At 49.9% G+C, this 20,205-nt stretch carries 11 protein-coding genes; 5 read left to right on the forward strand and 6 right to left on the reverse strand.

The annotated features are described in order from the left end of the window. The first annotated feature begins 12 nt into the window (after positions 1–12). The 5 genes from V3O24_RS16525 to V3O24_RS16545 are packed head-to-tail and all read left to right on the forward strand — an operon-like array spanning position 13 to position 12,684. The gene (locus tag V3O24_RS16525) at positions 13–7,992 is read left to right on the forward strand and encodes an amino acid adenylation domain-containing protein (RefSeq protein ID WP_331308074.1); all 7,980 of its coding nucleotides are present in this window, start codon (positions 13–15) and stop codon (positions 7,990–7,992) included. 9 nt (positions 7,993–8,001) lie between these two features. Beyond that, entirely contained in the window at positions 8,002–8,976 is a 975-nt protein-coding gene (locus V3O24_RS16530; RefSeq protein WP_104424825.1) for a TauD/TfdA family dioxygenase, read from the forward strand. Further along, positions 8,976–10,613 carry a cyclic peptide export ABC transporter gene (locus V3O24_RS16535; RefSeq protein ID WP_331308075.1) on the forward strand — a complete coding sequence of 546 codons (1,638 nt, stop codon included), beginning with the start codon at positions 8,976–8,978 and terminating at the stop codon, positions 10,611–10,613. The genes V3O24_RS16530 and V3O24_RS16535 overlap by 1 nt, the downstream gene beginning before the upstream one ends. A gap of 45 nt (positions 10,614–10,658) precedes the next feature. Beyond that, positions 10,659–11,525: a prohibitin family protein gene (locus V3O24_RS16540; protein WP_331308077.1), complete on the forward strand. Its 867-nt coding sequence runs from the start codon at positions 10,659–10,661 to the stop codon at positions 11,523–11,525. 4 nt (positions 11,526–11,529) lie between these two features. Then, a complete protein-coding gene (locus V3O24_RS16545; RefSeq protein WP_331308079.1) occupies positions 11,530–12,684 on the forward strand; it encodes an ABC transporter substrate-binding protein in 1,155 nt (384 codons plus the stop codon). Positions 12,685–12,854: 170 nt separating this feature from the next. Here the strand turns inward: V3O24_RS16545 and V3O24_RS16550 are convergent, their stop codons facing one another. From V3O24_RS16550 to V3O24_RS16575, 6 genes are all read right to left on the reverse strand, one after another. Beyond that, on the reverse strand, positions 12,855–14,162 hold the full coding sequence (locus V3O24_RS16550) for a replication-associated recombination protein A (RefSeq protein ID WP_331308080.1): 1,308 nt from the start codon (positions 14,160–14,162) through the stop codon (positions 12,855–12,857). A gap of 65 nt (positions 14,163–14,227) precedes the next feature. Further along, positions 14,228–14,854 (reverse strand): outer membrane lipoprotein chaperone LolA, encoded by a 627-nt coding sequence (gene lolA, locus V3O24_RS16555; RefSeq protein WP_331308081.1) that lies wholly within the window; start codon positions 14,852–14,854, stop codon positions 14,228–14,230. Positions 14,855–14,872: 18 nt separating this feature from the next. Continuing rightward, positions 14,873–17,218: a penicillin-binding protein 1B gene (gene mrcB / locus V3O24_RS16560; RefSeq protein WP_331308082.1), complete on the reverse strand. Its 2,346-nt coding sequence runs from the start codon at positions 17,216–17,218 to the stop codon at positions 14,873–14,875. Between the two features lie 143 nt (positions 17,219–17,361). After that, entirely contained in the window at positions 17,362–18,354 is a 993-nt protein-coding gene (locus tag V3O24_RS16565) for a zinc-dependent alcohol dehydrogenase family protein (RefSeq protein WP_331308083.1), read from the reverse strand. A gap of 73 nt (positions 18,355–18,427) precedes the next feature. Next, positions 18,428–19,570, reverse strand: a complete 1,143-nt coding sequence (locus V3O24_RS16570) for a carboxynorspermidine decarboxylase (RefSeq protein WP_331308084.1) — start codon at positions 19,568–19,570, stop codon at positions 18,428–18,430. Beyond that, positions 19,570–20,178 carry a 5-formyltetrahydrofolate cyclo-ligase gene (locus V3O24_RS16575; protein WP_331308085.1) on the reverse strand — a complete coding sequence of 203 codons (609 nt, stop codon included), beginning with the start codon at positions 20,176–20,178 and terminating at the stop codon, positions 19,570–19,572. Before V3O24_RS16575 ends, V3O24_RS16570 begins: the two co-directional genes overlap by 1 nt. Positions 20,179–20,205: the final 27 nt, after the last annotated feature.

A 20,205-nucleotide genomic window follows, 5' to 3' on the forward strand; every position in this document is an offset into this window, starting at 1 on the left:
CTGCCCCATTACATGATTCCGGCCACCCTGACCGCGATTGAGCGTATTCCGCTAACCGTTAACGGCAAGGTGGACAGGGAGGCGCTATTGCAATTAGTCGGCGAAGCGCAGGTCGAGGTTATAAAAACACCGCCATCCACCTCGATGGAAGTGCTTATCGCGCCGATTTGGAGTGAATTGCTGGGCCAGGACGTTTGCCGCGAAGATAATTTCTTTGGCCTGGGCGGCAACAGCCTGCTGGCCGTCGCGATGGCGCATCGCCTGTCCAAGGCCTTGGCGGTCAGCATTCCTGCGCGTTATCTGTATACCGCGCCCACACTGGCCGCATTTGCCGCCCGTGTCGATGATACCCGGATTCAATATCAAAATCTTACCAAATCACCCGAAGCCAGCGACATAGCCACCGAAGGCGAGCTTGAATTCTGGGTGGCCGAGCAGGCAGGGATTAATACCACCCCCTTCATAATGCCTTTGATCCGCAAGGTGCAGGGTAATATTCCCGGACTGGAAAAATGGAACCGGGCATGGGCCAAGTTAACGGAACGACACGAATCATTGCGGACACAATTTGTCGAAGACGATCAAGGAACTTTACGCCGTGTCGTGACCCGGATAGCCCAGCCGGGACTTGAAGAAATAACAGTCAGCGACCTGGCAAGCGCCAATACGCTTATCCGCGAGCGTCAAAGCCGGCCTATTCCGCTCAATGTCGCGCCGCTTTGGCAAGGCGGCTTGGTGCATGTCGGACAAACAAACGAAACGCTGTTTTGGCTTGCGATGCATCATGCCGTTGGCGATGGAGTTTCCTTTAATATTTTACTGGATGAGCTGGCCCTGTTATTACAGGATAAAGAGCTGCCCCCGCTCGTGGGAAGCTATGCGCATTCCGCTGCCAGAGCCTTATCCTATCTGGCCGGTGATGAGTTTAAGCATGATTTTTCGTATTGGCGCAATAGTCTGGCGGCCTTGCCGGAAACGGCCTTTGAAGACTGGTCATTGGATATGCCCCGGTTGCAGACCGGCAAGCCCGGCTACCATCGGCTGCAAATATGCCTGCCGGCCGATATTACGTTAGGATTAAAGGCCATTGCCCAGCGCTACGACAGCAGCATGCATGCGCTGATGCTGACCCTTCTTGCGCTGGAAACCCGCCGACGTTCGCAACGGCGGCAATTTTTGATCGGCACGCCCGCCGACATGCGCGAAACCACCGAAGAAGCCGGCATCATCGGCTATTATGTCAACATGTTGCCGTTGATCATGGACGGCGATGCCGGCGATAGCTTTGAGACCCAATTAACCGGCACCCAACAGGTGTTGGCCGCCGCCTTGCACCACGGACGCGTGCCGTTTGCGCGCATTTATAACGACTTCCGCCAACAACGTCCCGGTTACCGCCATCCGTCCCGCTATCCGCTGTTTGACTTTGCGGTCAATGAAAACCCTCAAGCCCGGATAGATAAAGCCGATATAGGCTTCCGGTCTTTGGCGCGTTTTAGTGAGGCTATTGAATACGAATTGGTCGATGTCTCCCCGGGCCAGGATATGGTGTTCATCCATGAAATCCTGCCCGGCGGCGAACTCATGCTACAGCTGCAAGTAAACTCCGCTGTTTACTTGTTGGAGACCGCTACCGCCTGGTTCAACTCGTTGCGCTGGTGGGTTGAGTGGTTGTGTGCGGACAAAGGCCATGCCCGGATGCCTCTGCCTAAACTGTTGCCGCAAGAATCGAAACTTCTGGCGCAAAATGGATACGGCCGCACCGTTCACCGCCCCAACCAACGTTTTCATGAATTATTTGAATCGGTTATCGACAGCATGGGGGCCGACAGTTCAAAACGCCTGGCCGTCATGACGCCTGAAAGCCGATTTTCCTATTTATCGGTTGAGGAACAGGCCAATCGCTTGGCTAATGCGTTGATTCAATCGGGCATTAAACCCGGCGCGGTCATAGGCGTGCTGACCGGCCGTTCGCCGCAGTTGCCGTCGACAATTTTAGGCATTTGGAAAGCCGGGGCGATTTATCTTCCCTTGTCGATTGATCTGCCCGTTGAACGGCTGTGCCATATGGTGAACGATGCGGCAGTCCGGCAACTGATTGTTTTAGATGGGCTGGACATACCTCAAGCCATCGCCCAAGTTACCCCAACGCACTTACGGCCAGAACAGCTGGCAGATTTTCATAGCCATCGTCCCTCCATTTCAGGGGACGCCGGGGATACGGCCTATATCATCTACACTTCCGGCTCTACCGGATTGCCCAAGGGGGCGTTAATCGCTCACAAGAGCTATGTAAACATGGCGCTTGGCTGCGGGGAAATTCTGGGCATTAACTCAGACGATCGTTGCCTGATGTTCTATTCGCCGTCTTTCGATGTTTCCTTGTCGGATATTGGCGTACCCTTGCTTTTTGGCGCGACGGTTTGCCCTGTCCATGACGACTTGATTGATTCTCCCAATCAATTCATGAAGTTTTTAAACGACACCCAAATCACCGTTGCCGACATCAGCCCTACCTATTTAAGGCTGTTTGACAGTGCCGATTTCCAATATCTCAGGATTTTAGTCACGGGCGGTGAAGCGCCATTTCCTGACGACATTGTTAAATACTCAAAACAAATCAGCTACTTCAATGCTTATGGACCTACGGAAAACACGGTAACCTGTGCGTTGGGCCAACTGACCATAAACCACACCCGCACGCCATCGTGCGGCTTGCCTTTGCCCAACACCAGCATCCACATCTGCGATGCCAATGGCAACCTTCTGCCTCCGGGTGAAATAGGAGAGCTATGGCTAGGCGGCATGGGGCTGGCAAACGGCTATTTAGGACGGGAAGACCTGACTCTCGCCAGTTTTGTCGAGACACCTGAAGGACGCCGGTACCGATCCGGCGACATCGGCCGCTGGTTGACCAGACTGCCCAATAGTCCGGGCGCCGTCGATGAAGTGCAGTTCATGGGGCGCATGGACAGCCAGATTAAAATGAATGGCATCAGGATAGAGTTGGGGGAAATCGAACATATCGTCAACGGCCACCCTTCCGTATTTCAGGCTACGGTACTGGCCGATGAAATTGCGGACAAAAAACAGCGCCTGTCCGCTTTCATCCATCTTCGCAATAATCGGGCCTGCCCTTCCGATATCGAATGGCGGGACTATCTGTCCGCCCATTTACCGGCCGCCACGATTCCAACGTCTTTCATTATCGTCGATTCCATTCCGGTCAACAGTTCCGGCAAGGTCGATGTCGCCAGTCTGCGCGGTCTTGCCCATGCACAGCAAAACCATACTGTTTCGGAGAATCCGCCGCAAACGCCAATGGAAAAACGCGTGGCGGCGATATGGTGCGAACTTTTAAAGCTGGAAACAGTCCGTAAAGACGATAACTTTTTTGCGCTGGGCGGCCACAGTCTGGTGGCCATAGCCGCGGCTCATCGGCTTGAGCGCGACCTTAACCGTCCGGTTGCGGCCAGGGAATTATTCGCCTTTCCAATCCTGAGTGATTTTTCCCGCCGTATTGACGTGGAAGATCAAGCGCCTGCCGCTGATTTTACACCGACAGACAGGGCGACAACCGGCCAGTTGGAGTTTTGGGTGGCTGAAAAAATCGGCAAGGCGAACCGTGGCCTCAATCTGACATTCTCCGTCGCAGAGCAAGACCGTAAAGTGGCCGCCGAACAATGGCGACAGGCCTGGGGCGAACTGGTCGGCCGCCATCCTGCCTTGCGCACTTATTTTAAAGAGGATGCCGACGGCCAATTGCTACGGCAAATTTTGCCGGCGCTGGACATGGAACTGGAACGCCAATGCCTGCCCGACTTATCGGCCGCGCGTATCCATATTGCTAACCTGCAAGCCATGACCATCCCAATGTCCTCGGCCCCTTTATGGCGCGCCGGCCTGGTCTTTGTTGAAGATACCCGGCAAGAGGTTTTTTGGCTGGCCCTGCACCATGCCGTTGGCGACGGCCTATCCATCGGCATTTTGCTCGACGAATTGTCCCAGCTGTTGGCGGGGGAGAAATTACCGGCCCTGTCGGGCGACTATAATCATTTTGCCGGTCGCGAGCTGGCCTATCTTAAAGACCGGGCCGCCGCCGATGCGGAGTATTGGAGCGAAACCCTGGACGGCCTTGGCAACGGCGATGAAAACACGCCGCAGCCCTTCGACGAGTGGCCCCTGGATTTTAGCCGTCCAATTAACAGCGGCGACGGAAAAAACAAGGGCGGCCATTTCTTCCGCATCGCCCTTGAAGCCGCCACGGCCCAAAAACTTAAGGCTTTTGCCAGCCGACATGGGGCCAGCCTCCATGCGCTAATGATGGCGCTGGTGGCAATGGAAACATCCAGACGTACCGGGCGTCCGAATTTCGTCATGGGGACCGTAGGTTCAACCCGCGAATTGGCGGAAGACTCGGCCGTGGTCAATTATTTTCTCAATATGCTGCCGATAGCCTGCCGGATTAACCGAAACGATTCGGTAGAACAGTCGATGGCCGCCATGCAGCTTGGCATCAGCCGGGCCTTGCAGCATGAACGTTATCCGTTTGCCCAAATCTGCCAGGATTTTCGCAATCGCCATGCGGCATCAAACCACCCTACCCGCTTTCCGCTATTTGATCTGGCCGTTACGGAAAATCCGGGTTTAGGTTCGGTCTCCGAAAGACATATCAAGCTTGTGCCTGTCAATGACAGCGCGACCAAGGAGATGCGCTACGATCTCCGGCCTAACCCGCCGCCACAAGACATGGTGTTGATTCATGAAGCCCTTGCCGATGACGGACTTGGGTTGTATTGGTACGTTGATGCGAACCTTTACGAAAAAGATACCGCGTTGGCCTGGGTTAATGCTTTGCTGGAGTGGATGCGCTTTATCGTATCCCCGGAACGCCAAGCGCAAACAGCTTTGCCGTTGCTGACCGCAGCTGAAGAAAAGCTATTGGATAGTTGGCAATACGGCCCGTCTTTGCCCAAGCCCACCGGCTATTTACAAGACCAATTTATGCGGATAGCCGGGCAAGAACCGCATAGCCCTGCTTTGCTGTTAGATCAAGAAACTCAAAGTTATGGGCAAATAGACAAGCAAAGCAACGGTCTGGCGCAGGTTTTGCGAAGGCACGGCATTGGCCCGGGCGTTGCGGTGGGGGTACTGACCGAGCGATCAACAGCCTTGCCTGCGACTGTTTTGGCGATCTGGAAGGCCGGAGGCTGTTACCTGCCTTTGTCTGCCGAATTGCCCGGAGAACGGCTAAAATTTATCGCCGAAGATGCGGACATCAACTTGTTAGTGGCGCTGGACGGACTGGCGATACCCTCCGAACTGGCATCCTATGCGTTCCTGCGCCCGGAAACGCCGGCCTACGAATCGACCGCTCCAATCAACCACGGCTGCCGGGATACTGACCCGGCGTATATCATTTATACTTCCGGCTCCACCGGGGAGCCCAAGGGCGTGGTCATAACCTTCGAAGGCTACGCCAATTTTTGCCTGGGCATGAAACTGGCGCTGAGCATTTCCCCTGACGACAAACTATTGCAAATTTCTTCGCCCTCGTTTGACGCCTGGCTTCACGAACTGGGGCTGGCATGGTTTCATGGCGGCGCCTTAGCGCCCGTAGTCCGCAGAGAATTGGACGACATTCCAGGGATGCTTTTAAAAATGCAAGGCCTGGGCATTACCATAGCAACCCTGTCGCCATCGTACCTGGGATTATTCGGCAATGCCGAATTCCCCGGTTTGCGGATGTTGCTGACGATGGGCGAGCCGCCGGTGAAGGCCAATGCCCTGCACTACGCCGAGCGCCTGACTTACATTAACGGTTACGGCCCGTCGGAAAACAGCGTGGGTTCTTGTATTGGTCAGATCACTCCCCAATCCACGCGCATGACTGCGGGACGCCCATTAGCCAATACTTCCGCCCATATCCTGAACAAGGACCGGCAGCCGGTGCCGCCGGGATCGGCCGGCACCCTCTGGCTGGGTGGCCGCGGCCTTTCGCCCGGTTATTTGAACCGCCCGGAACTGACGGCTGAAAGCTTTGTCGAAACCCCGGAAGGGCGCTTTTATAACTCCGGCGATTTGGCGCGCTGGACGCAGCAGGGCGAAATTGAAATCCTCGGGCGGATAGACAACCAGGTAAAACTTCGCGGTCAACGTATCGAACTGGAAGAAATAGAACACCAAATCGGCCTGCATCCTGACGTATTGCAGGCCGCCGTGGTTATTCATGGTATGGCGGACGGGACACCGGGTTTGTACGGTTTTGTCTGTCTGCACCCGGAAGCGTCCGCAATCGGTAACGGCGAATGGCGTTCATTTTTGGCGAAGAAAGTACCCGATTATATGATCCCCTCGGCGATAAAGGCGGTGCCGGGCATTCCAGTATCGCTGGCCGGTAAAGTCGATCGTAAAAGACTGATTGCCGACTATCTTGATCAAGACATCGACATGATCGCGTCAAACGATTCCGATGTCGGCAGGCTAACGCCCCCTGGCAACCGGGTCGAAAAACTGATTGCCGAAGCATGGTCGGAAATTTTTCCAGGACGCACCATCTACAGCGAGGACAATTTCTTTGAACTCGGTGGCCACAGCCTTGCGGCCATTAGTGTCGTGAACCGTCTTCGGCTGGAATTTACCTGCACCATCAATAATCTTTACGAACACCCGGTACTGGCCGATTTTGCCAAAACTTGCCAACCCAGGCGCGAACATATTCGCGATCTATTGGCTAAAGTTAAAGTAGATTGGCAAGCCTATTCGGACCACTTAGAGGCCAACCCCAATCAGCGCATTGACGGGCTTAAGGCTGCACAAGAACAGTATTGCGCCCGTAACAAAAAATACAGCGACATCGACCTCGGCCCTCGTAAAGATTATGAAAATATCTTGCTGACAGGGGCAACCGGCTATGTCGGCTGCTATTTGCTTCGGGAAATGCTAAAGGAAGGTAAGCGAAAGATCACAGCCTTGGTCAGAGGGACCGATCATGCGGCCAGCCGGGACAGGCTGCATCAGGTATTGGCGCATTATTTCGGCCCTAAAACGGGAGAGGAACTGGCTTATCATCCCCGATTGCAGGTATTGTCCAGTGACTTGAGCCGGCCAAGCTTGGGCCTGAGTCAAGATCAATGGACATGGCTGGCTACCCGGACCCAGGCTATTTTCCATTGTGCGGCCAATGTAAAACATTATGGCCACTACCAGGAGTTTCATCGGGATAACATTAACTCGGTGCAGAATTTGCTGGAACTGGCCGCATACAATTTGGACGCTCCCATGGACTTCCATCTGATTTCCACTACCTCGGTCGTCGGCAAGCCCCCGGAAAGCGGGTTCAAGTTGTTCACCGAATATGACTTGCCCAACCCGGACTTAAGCGACAACTACTATATACGGACCAAACAGGAAGCCGAGCGACTGGTGTTGGATGCACGGGTCAAGCTGAGCAACGCCAGCATCTACCGTGTCGGCAATGTAGTGTTTGCGACCGATGACAGTAACTTGCAGATCAATCTCAAAGACAATGCTTTTTTTCGCTTAGTCGCTGCATTGATTGAATTAGGCGCGGTTCCGAAAAAAGTTGAGGCCTTATTCTGCCATGTCGATTTAGTCGCCAGGGCGGTAATGCTGCTTGCGGAAACGCAGGCTTTGTCCAACGAAACGCATCATATCGAACATTCCCAGGAAACGTCCTTGGCGGAATTCATTAGCACCGCATTTCCATTAGTTACCTGCGATTTCGGCATGTTTATCGATCATTTGCTCAAGGCCTTGGACAAACCCGAACAGCAACAGGCTTTTTACGAAGTGCTGGACGGCTTTAACCTGTATGGGGGACAAGCTCCCCAAGTCAAAGCCCAGCATATTGAATTGACCAGTGGCCGCACCAACGAACTGCTTAAACGCTTAGGGTTGGCGTGGACCGATACTTCATCTGACGGCCAGCTGCGGTTCCTGCGGGAAGCTGCTTTACATTTTAAAAATTAAGGAGATAGCATGTTGAAGCACGTTCGCAATTTGGGGTTGCGTATTGGCGAGTTCGACTCACCAAATTTTGATACAAAGGAAATAGCGGCTTCGCTCGATATTCTGCACAAATATTTTGGTACAGATAGCTCTTCTATTCGTCCCCATCCTAACGAAGACATTATTCGCGATGAAATCCGCTCAATTGCTCCAAAGATCGCGACGCTGGCTGACACACTGATTGAAACCTTGGAAAGTTCCCACAGCGGCATATTTATTCCAAAATTTAAATTGGATACTTTTGATGTTGAAACGCGTAAATTTGTGTTGTACGCATTGACGCTATGCATGGGGCACCCTTCCGCTACCGATCAGGTCGATAATCGTATAATTTGGGATATAAAAGCACGAGACGAGCTTTTGCAACCGAACCATATACCCACTTACTCAGAACACGCAAATGAAGCCGAATTACATACTGACACCCAATATCACCCCGAGCCTGAACGCTATTTAATCCTGTACTTTATCAGGCAAGCTAACTGTGGCGGCGGGGCTTCGATATTGCGTGATTTCAATTCCATTAAACAAAATATGCGCCAAAGCGCTGAGGGAGCCTGGGCGGTTGATTATCTGGAGAAAACCAACTTACCCTTCCAAGTCCCTACCAGCTTTACATCCAACCGGCGCTCGGATAGCGTGGAAGTCACTATCGCCCCAATTTTCGGTACATTTCCGAGTATCCGTTACCGGCGCGATACTCTAAAAAGAGGGCTTCAGGCACGAACGGAATACGATACATCCGAGACACGCTATGCTGTCAATCTCTTAGAAAGAGAACTTCAAAATACAGAGTTGCTGGTCAAAAATACTTGTCATTCAGATGGTTTTTTAATGCTTAACAATCATGAAGCGCTACACGGCAGAGAATTGTTTACAGATCGAGATCGCTATGCTGTCAGAATACGCATTTCGAACAAAAATATTAATGCCGGAGTTGCTTAATGAATTTTCAATTTTTCACTTTTCTTAATAATGAAACGGGGGAAGTCAATTTCAAACTGATTTTAATGACCGCCACATCGGGGCTATCCAATACTTTGAATTTAGCGCTGATTAACGCATCCGTAGCATCGATGAAAGAGGGTGGCCCTTTTTGGCAACATTTTGTGATTTTCGGCATCAGTCTGACACTGTTCGTGTATTCCCTTCGATACATCCTCTACGAATCCAGCCGCATCGCTGAAAAAGCTGTCTGTAACATTCGCGCCCGGTTAGGAGATAAAATCCGCCGGTGTGATTTACAGTCGCTAGAAAAAATCGGTGAATCGGACATTCTAGCCCGTATCAGCCGGGATACAGGCATGATCAGCCAGACGACAAGACCGCTTTTTGCCGCTACCCAAGCCGCATTCATGGTTATATTTACCTTGTTGTACATTGCCGTAGAATCGCCGATTGCTGTTGTGCTATGCGGAATTATGATTCTATGTGGCGCTATTTTTTATATGAAGGATCGAGATGCCTATGAAAAAGGCCTGTCGGATTCATCGGACTCGGAAGATGAATTAGCCAAATCATTGACTGGTTTATTGAGAGGATTCAAGGAAATTAGAATCAATCAGAAAAAAAGCGATGCTGTATTTGCCGATTTTTGTGATATCGCATCAACCGTAAGCATCGTCCGCACTAAAGTTATGCAGTTGTATGCTGATACAGTGGTATTCATAGAAATGTTCTTCGTCATCCTTCTTGGCGGCGTTGTGTTTATACTCCCGGTCATTTCCAATGAGTTTGCAGGAACAGTCACTCAGATCGTAGCGGCGATTCTGTTTTTTTTTGGTCCGCTAGCAACTGTTATCATGATGTATCCTGTCTATACGCAGGCTAACATGACAGTGGACAATCTCTATCGTCTGGAAAGGGATTTGGACAGAGATCAAAAAGTCAAAAATGATACACATAGCATTGTTCAACAGGAATTCAACGATTTTAAAACCATACGTTTTGATCAAGTCGGTTTTATCTATGCCGATCCCGATGGCTTACCCAGTTTTCAAATCGGCCCCATTACGACGACTGTAAACCGGGGGGAAATATTGTTTCTGATTGGCGGCAATGGGAGTGGTAAAACCAGTTTTATGAAACTTTTCACGTTACTCTATTTACCCACCTCCGGTACTATTTTTGTCGATGACCAGCCAATTGACGATGGCAATATCATTTCATACCGAAACCTTTTTTCAGCCATTTTTTCCGATTTTTATTTATTCGATAAACTATACGGTGTCGGTGATGTTCCGCCGGAACGTGTGCAAGAACTCTTAAAACTGATGGGCATTGCCCATAAAACCGGAATTAAAAACGGCTGCTTTACCAATACCAACTTATCAACCGGCCAACGCAAACGCTTGGCGCTGGTAATGGCTTATCTTGAAGACAAGCCTGTATATATCTTTGATGAAGTGGCGGCTGACCAAGATCCACAATTTCGCAGCTATTTCTACGAAACATTATTACCCGAACTCAAGGCGGCTGGCAAAACGATATTAGTTGTCTCTCACGACGACCGATATTTCCATGTAGCGGATCGGATTCTGCAAATGGATTACGGTCAGTTATTTGCCTACATGGATAAATGACATGACATCATTCAAAACTTCACGCACAAAAAAGAGTAAGCCGCTATGAGAAGTATCATAAACTGGTTTCAGAATCGTTACCGTGCCCTTGGGAACCTGATAAGCCGCCAAGCTCCGTATATCGTCATTTTCATAGTCCTATTAAGTTTCGGTGCTGTGCTGTGTTTTGACAGGATCGTTATATCAGTCCACTCCGGGGAATTGGGGGTGCTCTGGCGGCGCTTAGGAGGGGGGACTGTGTTAGATACCGTCTACCATGAAGGACTTCATGTCATTCTTCCTATCAACAAAATGTATGTTTATAATGTCCGTAAACAGCAGTACACCGATTCCATAGAGACTTTAACCACTGATGGCTTATCTGTCCATGTCCAGTTTCAAGTCCGTTATTTCATCGCCCCTGACATGCTTCCCCTGCTCCATCAACGTATCGGCCCGGATTATGTCGATGTCATGATTCGTCCGGAAGTTCGAGCGGCAATCCGCACGGTCTTTGGTCAATATAAACCCGAAGAGATTTACAATAACCAGAAATCCAATCAAGAACGCATCAGCGAATTATCCAGAATACGCCTGGAAGCGGGTTATGTTTCATTGGACGATGTATTGATTGTGAGTATCACCTTGCCCGATAAAATATCGCAAGCCATTGAAAACAAAATGACATACCAACAAATTGACGGCGAATACGCTTACAGGTTATCAATAGCCCAAAAGGAAGCCAGTCGCAGAAAAATTGAAGCCGATAGTCTCGCTCTGTACAACACTACCTTAAAGTCCAGTCTAAGCCCTGATGTGCTTCGCTGGCGAGGCATAGCCGCAACTGAAGAGTTGGCAAAATCGAACAATGCCAAGACCATTGTAATTGGTTCAGGCGCTTCAGGATTGCCGATTATTCTGGGTAAAGAATAGAATTATGGACCGTCTTATTCGAGTGTTGTTTATTTTTGCCTTGATGACGTTTGTTTTTATTCAGCAAGGAAGATCGCTGGACAAATATGCTTTAAAACGGCAACAACATACCGAAAATTCACTCGCGCCCTTGACAGTCGGCGTCAGCTGGCCGTTCAATAAGGCGCAAGACGGCTTTGCTCAGGGCCTGGAGCTTGCCAAAGAAGAGATTGAGTCAAACGGGGGGCCACGAATTAAACTCATTATTAGAGATGACCATAATGATTGGGAAACATCACGGAAGATTGCCCTTGAATTCGTAAGCAACCCGGACATGACGGCGGTAATTGGCTATCGTGATGACAGCATTGCCATTCGGGTGTCGGGTATTTATGAACAGGCGGAGCTTTTGCACATGATTGTAGGCGCCACAACTGCCAGCCTCACAGAGCATGATTTCGTTTATATCGTAAGAACCATCAACCCCATAGAAGACGATGTGGTCCCGCTGGTAAGGGCCGCGCCCAAATCAAATAATGGCGAGTTAAAATATGCAATGGTTTGGGAGGCGCAGGAACGCTCCAGTGAATTAGCCTATCAATATCAAATCGCTCAAAATAAAAATAATGGCGAATTGATTTATCAGAAACAATATGATCCCGAAACGATGGATATCCGGCATATAGTCAATGAACTGCGTGGCGCGGCCCCCGACGTTATTTATTTTTCTGGCTCTCCTGAAACTACCGGGGAATTTGTCCGCACTACACGAAACTTGGGAATTGACATCCCCATTACCTTGATCAGCAAAGGCATGAGTGAGTTGGAGAAAATTGCCGGTAAAAATGCAATGCGTAACATAATCTATTTGGATTTTTATGACAAAGATGCAAAAAATAAAGAGAATGTCTATTTCGTAGAAAAATTTTTGGCCCGTTTTGGCAAGTACCCTGACACATGGGCCGCACAAGGATATGATGCACTCAATATACTTGCCGGCGCCTCGCGTCTAAGCCATTCCAACTTTGCGCTTGATTTAGCCTCTGCAATAAAATTTTCCCATCCTTGGCATGGAGCCAATGGAATCTATCGTTTTGATCGAAAAGGCGAGTTAAGGTCTAAACCGGTTTTTGTACGTGTGCTAAATAGCAACGGTGAGCAAGAGGGGGATCTCAGGTAATGGATAGTTTGGCTTGTCAGCGAGATTGTGTGGTCAGTTGCCCCCACAAAAATATTTGATGCACTCGATTCCGGCGTTATGTGCCAAAATCTCTTCCTAAAAAAACAAGTACAATACTGGTAAAAATCTAGCGCATGTAGCGGCGTCTGGCTACGTCACTGCGATTCGTCTTAAATCGCATTCTTATCCAATGCCTTCAAATGTTTTAATTTTTCCTTAATCTTGATTTCCAGGCCTCTATCCACCGGTTGGTAATAGTGCCTCCCTGCCAACTCATCGGGAAAATAATTCTCCCCGGCTGCATAAGCTTCCGGTTCGTTATGGGCATAACGGTATTCCTTGCCGTAATCCAGCGATTTCATCAGTTTGGTCGGCGCATTTCTTAAATGAACCGGCACACCCAGGCTGCCGCTTTGTCTGGCATCCGCCATCGCCGCGTTGTAAGCCATATAAACCGCATTACTTTTCGGTGCGCAGGCCAAATAAACAACGGCTTGCGCCAAGGCTAACTCGCCTTCCGGGCTGCCTAATCGCTCCTGGGCTTCCCAGGCGTTGATGCAAATCTGCAAGGCCCTTGGATCGGCATTGCCAATATCTTCGGAGGCCATCCTGACGATACGCCGGGCCAGATAGGATAAGTCACAACCGCCATCCATCATCCTGCACAACCAGTACAGCGAGGCATCGGGTGAACTGCCGCGCACGGATTTATGCAACGCCGAGATTTGGTTATAAAATTCTTCGCCCTGGTTATCGAAACGTCGCACGCCGCCCGACAACACTTCTTTGGCAATCACTTCATTAACCACCTGCCCTCCTTTTGCGGAGGCAAGCTCCACGGCGATTTCAAGCAAGTTGAGCAGTCTTCGGGCGTCACCGTCGGCAGCCTGAGCGAACTGCTGTTTGATGTCAACGTCCATTTCGATCGCCAAGCCGCCCAAGCCTCGGACTTTATCAGTCAGCGATTTATCGATCACGGCCAATAAATCATCAGCCGTTAAAGCGTTAAGCACGTAGACCCGCGCCCGCGACAATAACGCATTGTTCAGCGCAAAAGATGGGTTTTCAGTCGTCGCACCGACAAAATAAACCGTGCCGTCTTCTACGTGCGGCAGGAAAGCATCCTGTTGCGATTTGTTAAAACGATGCACCTCATCGACGAATAAAATAGTGCGGCGATGTTGTTCCAGTTGGATTTTTTTTGCTTCCGCAACCGCCGCCCGTATTTCCTTAACGCCGGATAACACTGCCGAAATCGGCATAAACTCGGCATCGGAATGATGGGCGATGATGCGCGCCAGCGTGGTTTTTCCGGTTCCCGGCGGCCCCCAGAAAATCATCGAGTGTAAGCGACCCGTGGCAATAGCCTCGTAGAGCGGCTTGCCCGGCTTCAGGATATGTTGTTGACCGACATAATCGGCTAACTCTGTTGGCCGCATCCGGTCGGCCAAGGGCGTGGTTAAGTCATCAAATAGCATAAGAGCTGGCTAAAGGCAAAAGACGAAAGGCTAACGGTACATACAGCTTGCGCCTTTTGCCTATATCAATCCGAGAAAACATCGACACCCTTGGGCGCATTAAACTCAAACAAAGTCTGTTTTAACGGTGGATTCAAAATAACATTGGAAAAATAAATACGCGTGAGCTGACCGAAATTGTCACTCAACTCCATGCCGCCCAGTGAATCGTTATTCAAGCCGATCAACACATATTTAAAACTGCTTTCCTGGTTTTTGGGTAATAACTTTACCCACATCAAGTCGCCGTCAACCCCCTGGTGTTCCATCGTGAAGTTATCATCCAGCAATATTTCGCCGCTTAGCAGCAATGCCGGCGTCGACCCCACCGATTCGTCCAGTTTTTTAACGGTGACTTGTTCCAGGTCGGTATCGTAAAACCAGACTTTACCCGACGTAGAGACAATCTGTTGTTGAAAGGGTTTTAAATAATCCCAGCGAAATTTACCCGGCCGTTGCAGATAAAAAACGCCGTAACTGGTTTGGGTAGGATTGCCCGCTTCATTAATCAATACCTGTTTAAAATCGGCAGTCAGCGATTTTGTATTCTTTAAAAACGCCTTCAACTGCCTGACCGGTTTGTCTTCCGCATGGCCCGGAGCATTAAACAGCATCATGGCGATCAAACCGGCGAAAATTGTAATTTTACTCATAAATACCAATACCTTTGTTTAGTTATCCGGTAACAAATTATTAATCATCGTTTCAATTTGATTAACAGGTGAATCGACGCACGGTGAAGATTCTTCCGGCGCTGAACCGGCAATGAAGGGATATTCCTTCGCTCCAAAGCAATTTTCATTCGCCAGTAAGCCGTTGGCCGGATCAACCCAAGCCATCTTGATATTATCGGGAGGAATCAGGGTCACCGGCTGGGTTGAAACCTGCTTCATTAATGAAGTCCAGACTTGCAAAGCGCCGCTTGCTCCCGTCAATCCGGCCGGCTTGTTGTCGTCCCGGCCAATCCAGACTACGGCCAAATAATCTCCGGTGTAACCGGCAAACCAGCTGTCTTTTGAATCATTGGTCGTGCCGGTTTTGCCGACCAAGCCATAATTTTCCGGAAACGATGAATATGCTGAACGTCCGGTACCTTCATGCATGACTTCCTGCAATATGGTGTTAACGATATAGGTGACCGATGGATCGAGCACCTGTCTCACCGTAAATGGATAACTTTGCAGGCGTGTGCCGTCGGCCGCGACGACCGCACGAATACCTTTTAACGGCGTTGCAAAACCGTCACCGGCCAGCGTTTGGTAAATCTGGGTGACTTCCATCGGCGTTAAGTGCGCGGCTCCCAGCAGAAGCGATGGAAACAGGTCAACCGGCCGGGTAATGCCCATGCTTCTTAATGTTTTGGCGACCCTGGCCACTCCTATATCCATCCCTATCCGAACGGTAGCCAGATTGTAAGAGTGCGCCAACGCCGTATGAAAACCTACCGTGCCATGCTCTTGGTGATCGTAGTTGCTGGGGCTCCAATCGTTGCCCCCCGCTCCCTTAACCACAATCGCCGTATCGCTGACCGGCGTGGTAATGGTGTACTTGTCAGGATATTCCAACGCGGTCAAATACACGACCGGCTTAATTAATGAGCCGATCGGCCTGACCGCATCCATAGCGCGATTAAATCCGGCACCGGATTGCTCACGACCACTCATCAACGCGGCTATTTCACCGCTGTCCCTACGCGTCACTACCGCGGCGGCTTCAAGTTCGTTCGCTTTAGGCAGCTTTTCCAGCTGATTCAGCTTTTTAGTCGCCGTTTCCTCCAGCGCATCCTGAACCCGCGTATCCAGCGTGGTAAAAATTCTCAGCCCTTCGGAAGTTAAATCTTCCTCCTTATAATCCTGTCTTAATTGCCGCTTGACCAAATCAAGAAAACCCGGATAGCGGTTGGTTGACCGGTGGGTATTGGCAATTACGTTTAAAGGCTTTGCTCTTGCCTCGTCCGCCTGTTTTTTAGTGATATAGCCTTCCGCTTCCATCTCTTCCAGCACCAGATTGCGCCGCTGCATGGATCGATCGGCATAACGCCGTGGATCATACTCGGAGGGTCCGCGAACCAACGCAATCAACGAGGCTATATGTTCCAACGGCAAGTCCTTTAAAGAGCTGCCGAAATAGAATTCGCTGGCCAGGCCAAAGCCATGTACAGCGCTGGCGCCATCCTGGCCCAGATAGATTTCATTCAAATAGGCTTCCAGAATCTCGTCTTTGCTGTAGCGATATTCCAGAATCAGCGCCATCAAGGCTTCTTTTACTTTACGCGACAAGCTGCGTTCAGAGGTCAAATAAAAGTTCTTAACCAGCTGTTGCGTGATCGTGCTGCCGCCTTGCACCATATGCCCGGCCAGCACATTCATCCACATTGCCCTGGCAATGCCTTTAAATGAAATGCCGATGTGCTGATAAAAGTCCCGGTCTTCTGAAGCCAACAAGCCCTTAATCAGTGCATCCGGCGCTTCTTCCAGCTTAATTAAAATCCGGTCTTCCTTTATGGTGGGGTATAAGCTGCCGATTTGCACCGGATCCAGGCGCACAATGGCAAGGTCTTTGGTTTGCGACGCATCAACGATATTGGCAATGCCTGATACGGTAAAATTCACCCTGATAACACTGCTGGGTTGGGTTTGATCCCAAAAGGTAAACGCCCTGGTTTTTACGCTGATTTGCGAGCCGCTTTTAAAATACGTGCCTTCCGAAGACAGCTGCGCATCATGACGGTAATGCAGCGTTTGCAACAACTCTTCAAACTTCGCGGTCGTCAGGTTATAACCGGCATAGAGTTCTACCGGACTGGCATAAACCCTGGCCGGAATAGCCCAGCGTTTACCTTCAAATTGGGTACGCACGTTATAATCCAGGTAGCCCAAATAACTTGCCAATAAAAACGCAAATCCGGCCATAAAAACCAGTACTGAATTTCTAAACCAATGTGAAGTCGATTTTTTTGGGGTTGGTTTTTTCGTGTCATATCGACCTGATCCGCGTTTTCTTGTTTTTTCTGCCATAACCTCTTACAACATTCTTTTAATTAGCGTCTGCTATTATACATAGGAGGATTGCCCGAATCAGCAACCATCTGTCTGTTATCCGTATACAAAGCCGCGTTGCCATGCATTATTTCTGCCCACTGATGCTCCTTGCGACCGCGCTATATGATCAGCACAATTTTTCCTGTGCTATGCCCGGTTTCTATCAGCTCATGGGCTTTCGCGGCTTCTGCCAGCAACAACTGTTTGCCGATATGGGTTTTTAATTGCCCTTTCTCAAGCCACTGCGTGCATTGGTTTAAAATTTCAACGTGTTTGTCTCTTGCCTCCGGCAAATCTCTAAGCATCGGCGTTAACATCAGCTCAAAGCCTATCAATAAATTGCGTATTCGGGCTTCAGCCAGATTCAGCTCACCCGGATCAAGCAAGGTCACCAGACGACCGAAGTGCGCTGTCGCCTGGATGCTTTGTTTAAACACTTCGGCTCCCACCGTATCAAAAACCAAGTCCGCGCCTTTACCGTCAGTAAGTTCATTGACTGCATCGGCAAAACCGCCTTTGGTATAACGGATGACTTCATCAGCACCCAACGCTTGGACGAATTCAGCTTTCTGTTCTGAACTCACCGTAGTAATCACTCGTGCGCCTTTCAGTTTTGCCAACTGTATCGCCACATGCCCTACCCCGCCGGCTCCGGCGTGAATCAATACGGTTTGCCCTGATTGCAATCCGCCGCGATCTATCAGACCGCCCCACGCGGTAATCAACACCAGCGGCAATGCAGCAGCCTCGGTAAATGAGCTGGTTTCCGGCATCAAACTGACCCAGCGTTGATCCAGTACATTATATTCGCCGTAGTTGCCCTGTTCACGGCCTAACCCACCGTGGCAAAACCAGACTTTGTCGCCCGGTTTGAATCGGCTGACTGCACTGCCTGTTTCAACAACCTCCCCTGCTCCGTCGCAGCCCAATACCGCAGGCAATGGATTATCGTAAAGCAAGCCGTTACGCCTGATTTTGGTGTCGACAGGATTGACGCCAGCGGCTTTAAGCCTGACCTTAACTTGCGTTGCGGTAGAGATCTCCGGCTCAGCAATATCCTGTAATTCCAAAACATCGGGATTACCGATTGCGGTCATCATTATCGCTTTCATATTTTTAACCTTTTTTGAGTAATTGAAAATGTACAGACATCTGTCTTAATGAACGCTGAATCATCACGTACTCTTAATCAGCCAGCCATTGCCGGCGATAATCCTGATAATCATAATGTTTCAATTTTTTTACCCGCAGGGAGTTGCTGACATAAATATCCGGCAGATTGTAACCATTAAAGCGGTTTGCCTTGATCAGGGTGTAGGCGCCGACGTTGTTAAAAACCACTTTATCGCCTACTGCCAAAGGCGCTTTAAAACAATATTTGCCAAATACATCCCCAGCCAGGCAGGTGCAGCCCGCCAAAATAGCGCTATATTGTCCGTCGGGATCATGTTCGTGCAATTCGGGCTGACGCTGATACTCGAACACTTCGGGATGGTGATTGATTGAAGTGTCCAGTATGGCAATAGTTTCACCGTCGCTGACAAAGCTATCAATCACTGTCGCCACTAAATGCCCTGCTTGGCCTACAATCGCTTTGCCCGGCTCGATATAAACCTCAAGGCCGAAATCGTTTTTCAGTTTTTTTACCAGCTCAATAAACGGCCGGTGATCTTCAATTTGGCCGAACAAATAGCCGCCTCCGAGATTCAACCATTCCAGTTCAGCCAATCCTATCCCCAAATAGTGTTGGAGTTTTTCAACGGTTTTAATCAACGGGGTAAAATCGGTTGACGAAAAAACATTATGAATATGCAAGCCCTGAATTTGATCCAGACCAATTGATCGACTCAACTCTTCAATCGCCACCCCCAGTTTTGAATGCTGCCGACAAGGGTCAAACCGATCGTCATGCAGAAAAGACAGCTTTGGATTAATCCTCAGGCCGATTGAGGTCAGTGCCCCAGCCGTCTCGGCATAGCGTTGATATTGCGTCAAAGAATTGAAGCTAATGTGTGAACACAGCAAACTTAACTCGTCCAGTTCGTCCGTCCTTATGCCTGGCGTGGTCAAATGAATAGAGCCTTGTCCTGATAAAACCTCACCGGCCAGCCTGGCCTCGAATAAGGAACTGGCCGAAAAGCCGTCAACAAAAGGTTTCGCCATGTCCAGTACAGCGGAAAAAGGCAATGCTTTTATCGAATATAAAACCTTGCAGCCGCACTGATTCCTCAGGTCGGCTAACATTGCCAACGCCTTGGCAGCTTCTGTTTCATCCAAAACAAAAGCCGGCGAGGAATAAACACTGTCTTTCAGTACTTGGAAATCCATCAACGGGAAAACTGCCGTCCTTTGCTGGCATAAAGCGTTTTTTCGGTCATTACATAATCCATAGCCACATCATGAGCATCGGCAACGACTTGCTCAACTAACTGCGATTCAAAACAAACGCCGACCAACACCGCATCGGCCCTGACATTCTTCAATAAGCGGTCATAATAACCCGCGCCATTGCCAAGGCGCCCTCCATTTCGATCAAAAGCCACACCCGGCACCATGATGCAATCGAGTTCTCCTGGGTCAACTTCTTTCCCCGGCTCCCCCCATCGTTGTTTGGGGGGCTCCAAAATCCCCCACGTTCCCTGTATTAGCTCGACAAAACTCTCCAGCCTCCACAAGCCTAATTTGTTATGCCCCTGCTCATCTTTAGTACAGTAAGGGATGACGATACGCTTACCCGTTGCCAGTTCGTCTGACAATGCCTGTCGAGTCCTTACTTCTGAGCGGCAATGGTTATACCACATGATTGTTTTTGCCTGCCGGTAAATCGGTTGCGCAATAAATCGGGAGCAAATGAGCCTGCTGAGCTCATCCTTATCTATTTGCCCATTGCGTGCATCGTAAATCTTGCGGCGCTGTTGATTTTTCAGATCATTCATCCGCACCTCGTACCATACCCAAAACAC

This window comes from Methylobacter sp. Wu8, from assembly GCF_036440755.1.
In the GTDB taxonomy this organism is placed as follows: domain Bacteria; phylum Pseudomonadota; class Gammaproteobacteria; order Methylococcales; family Methylomonadaceae; genus Methylobacter_A; species Methylobacter_A tundripaludum_A.

Bases quoted from the DNA above. Each gene is read 5' to 3' on its own strand.
- V3O24_RS16525 (WP_331308074.1), top strand. From the start codon at position 13: ATGATTCCGGCCACCCTGACCGCGATTGAGCGTATTCCGCTAACCGTT.
- V3O24_RS16530 (WP_104424825.1), top strand. From the start codon at position 8,002: ATGTTGAAGCACGTTCGCAATTTGGGGTTGCGTATTGGCGAGTTCGAC.
- V3O24_RS16535 (WP_331308075.1), top strand. From the start codon at position 8,976: ATGAATTTTCAATTTTTCACTTTTCTTAATAATGAAACGGGGGAAGTC.
- V3O24_RS16540 (WP_331308077.1), top strand. From the start codon at position 10,659: ATGAGAAGTATCATAAACTGGTTTCAGAATCGTTACCGTGCCCTTGGG.
- V3O24_RS16545 (WP_331308079.1), top strand. From the start codon at position 11,530: ATGGACCGTCTTATTCGAGTGTTGTTTATTTTTGCCTTGATGACGTTT.
- V3O24_RS16550 (WP_331308080.1), bottom strand. From the start codon at position 14,162: ATGCTATTTGATGACTTAACCACGCCCTTGGCCGACCGGATGCGGCCA.
- lolA (WP_331308081.1), bottom strand. From the start codon at position 14,854: ATGAGTAAAATTACAATTTTCGCCGGTTTGATCGCCATGATGCTGTTT.
- mrcB (WP_331308082.1), bottom strand. From the start codon at position 17,218: ATGGCAGAAAAAACAAGAAAACGCGGATCAGGTCGATATGACACGAAA.
- V3O24_RS16565 (WP_331308083.1), bottom strand. From the start codon at position 18,354: ATGAAAGCGATAATGATGACCGCAATCGGTAATCCCGATGTTTTGGAA.
- V3O24_RS16570 (WP_331308084.1), bottom strand. From the start codon at position 19,570: ATGGATTTCCAAGTACTGAAAGACAGTGTTTATTCCTCGCCGGCTTTT.
- V3O24_RS16575 (WP_331308085.1), bottom strand. From the start codon at position 20,178: ATGAATGATCTGAAAAATCAACAGCGCCGCAAGATTTACGATGCACGC.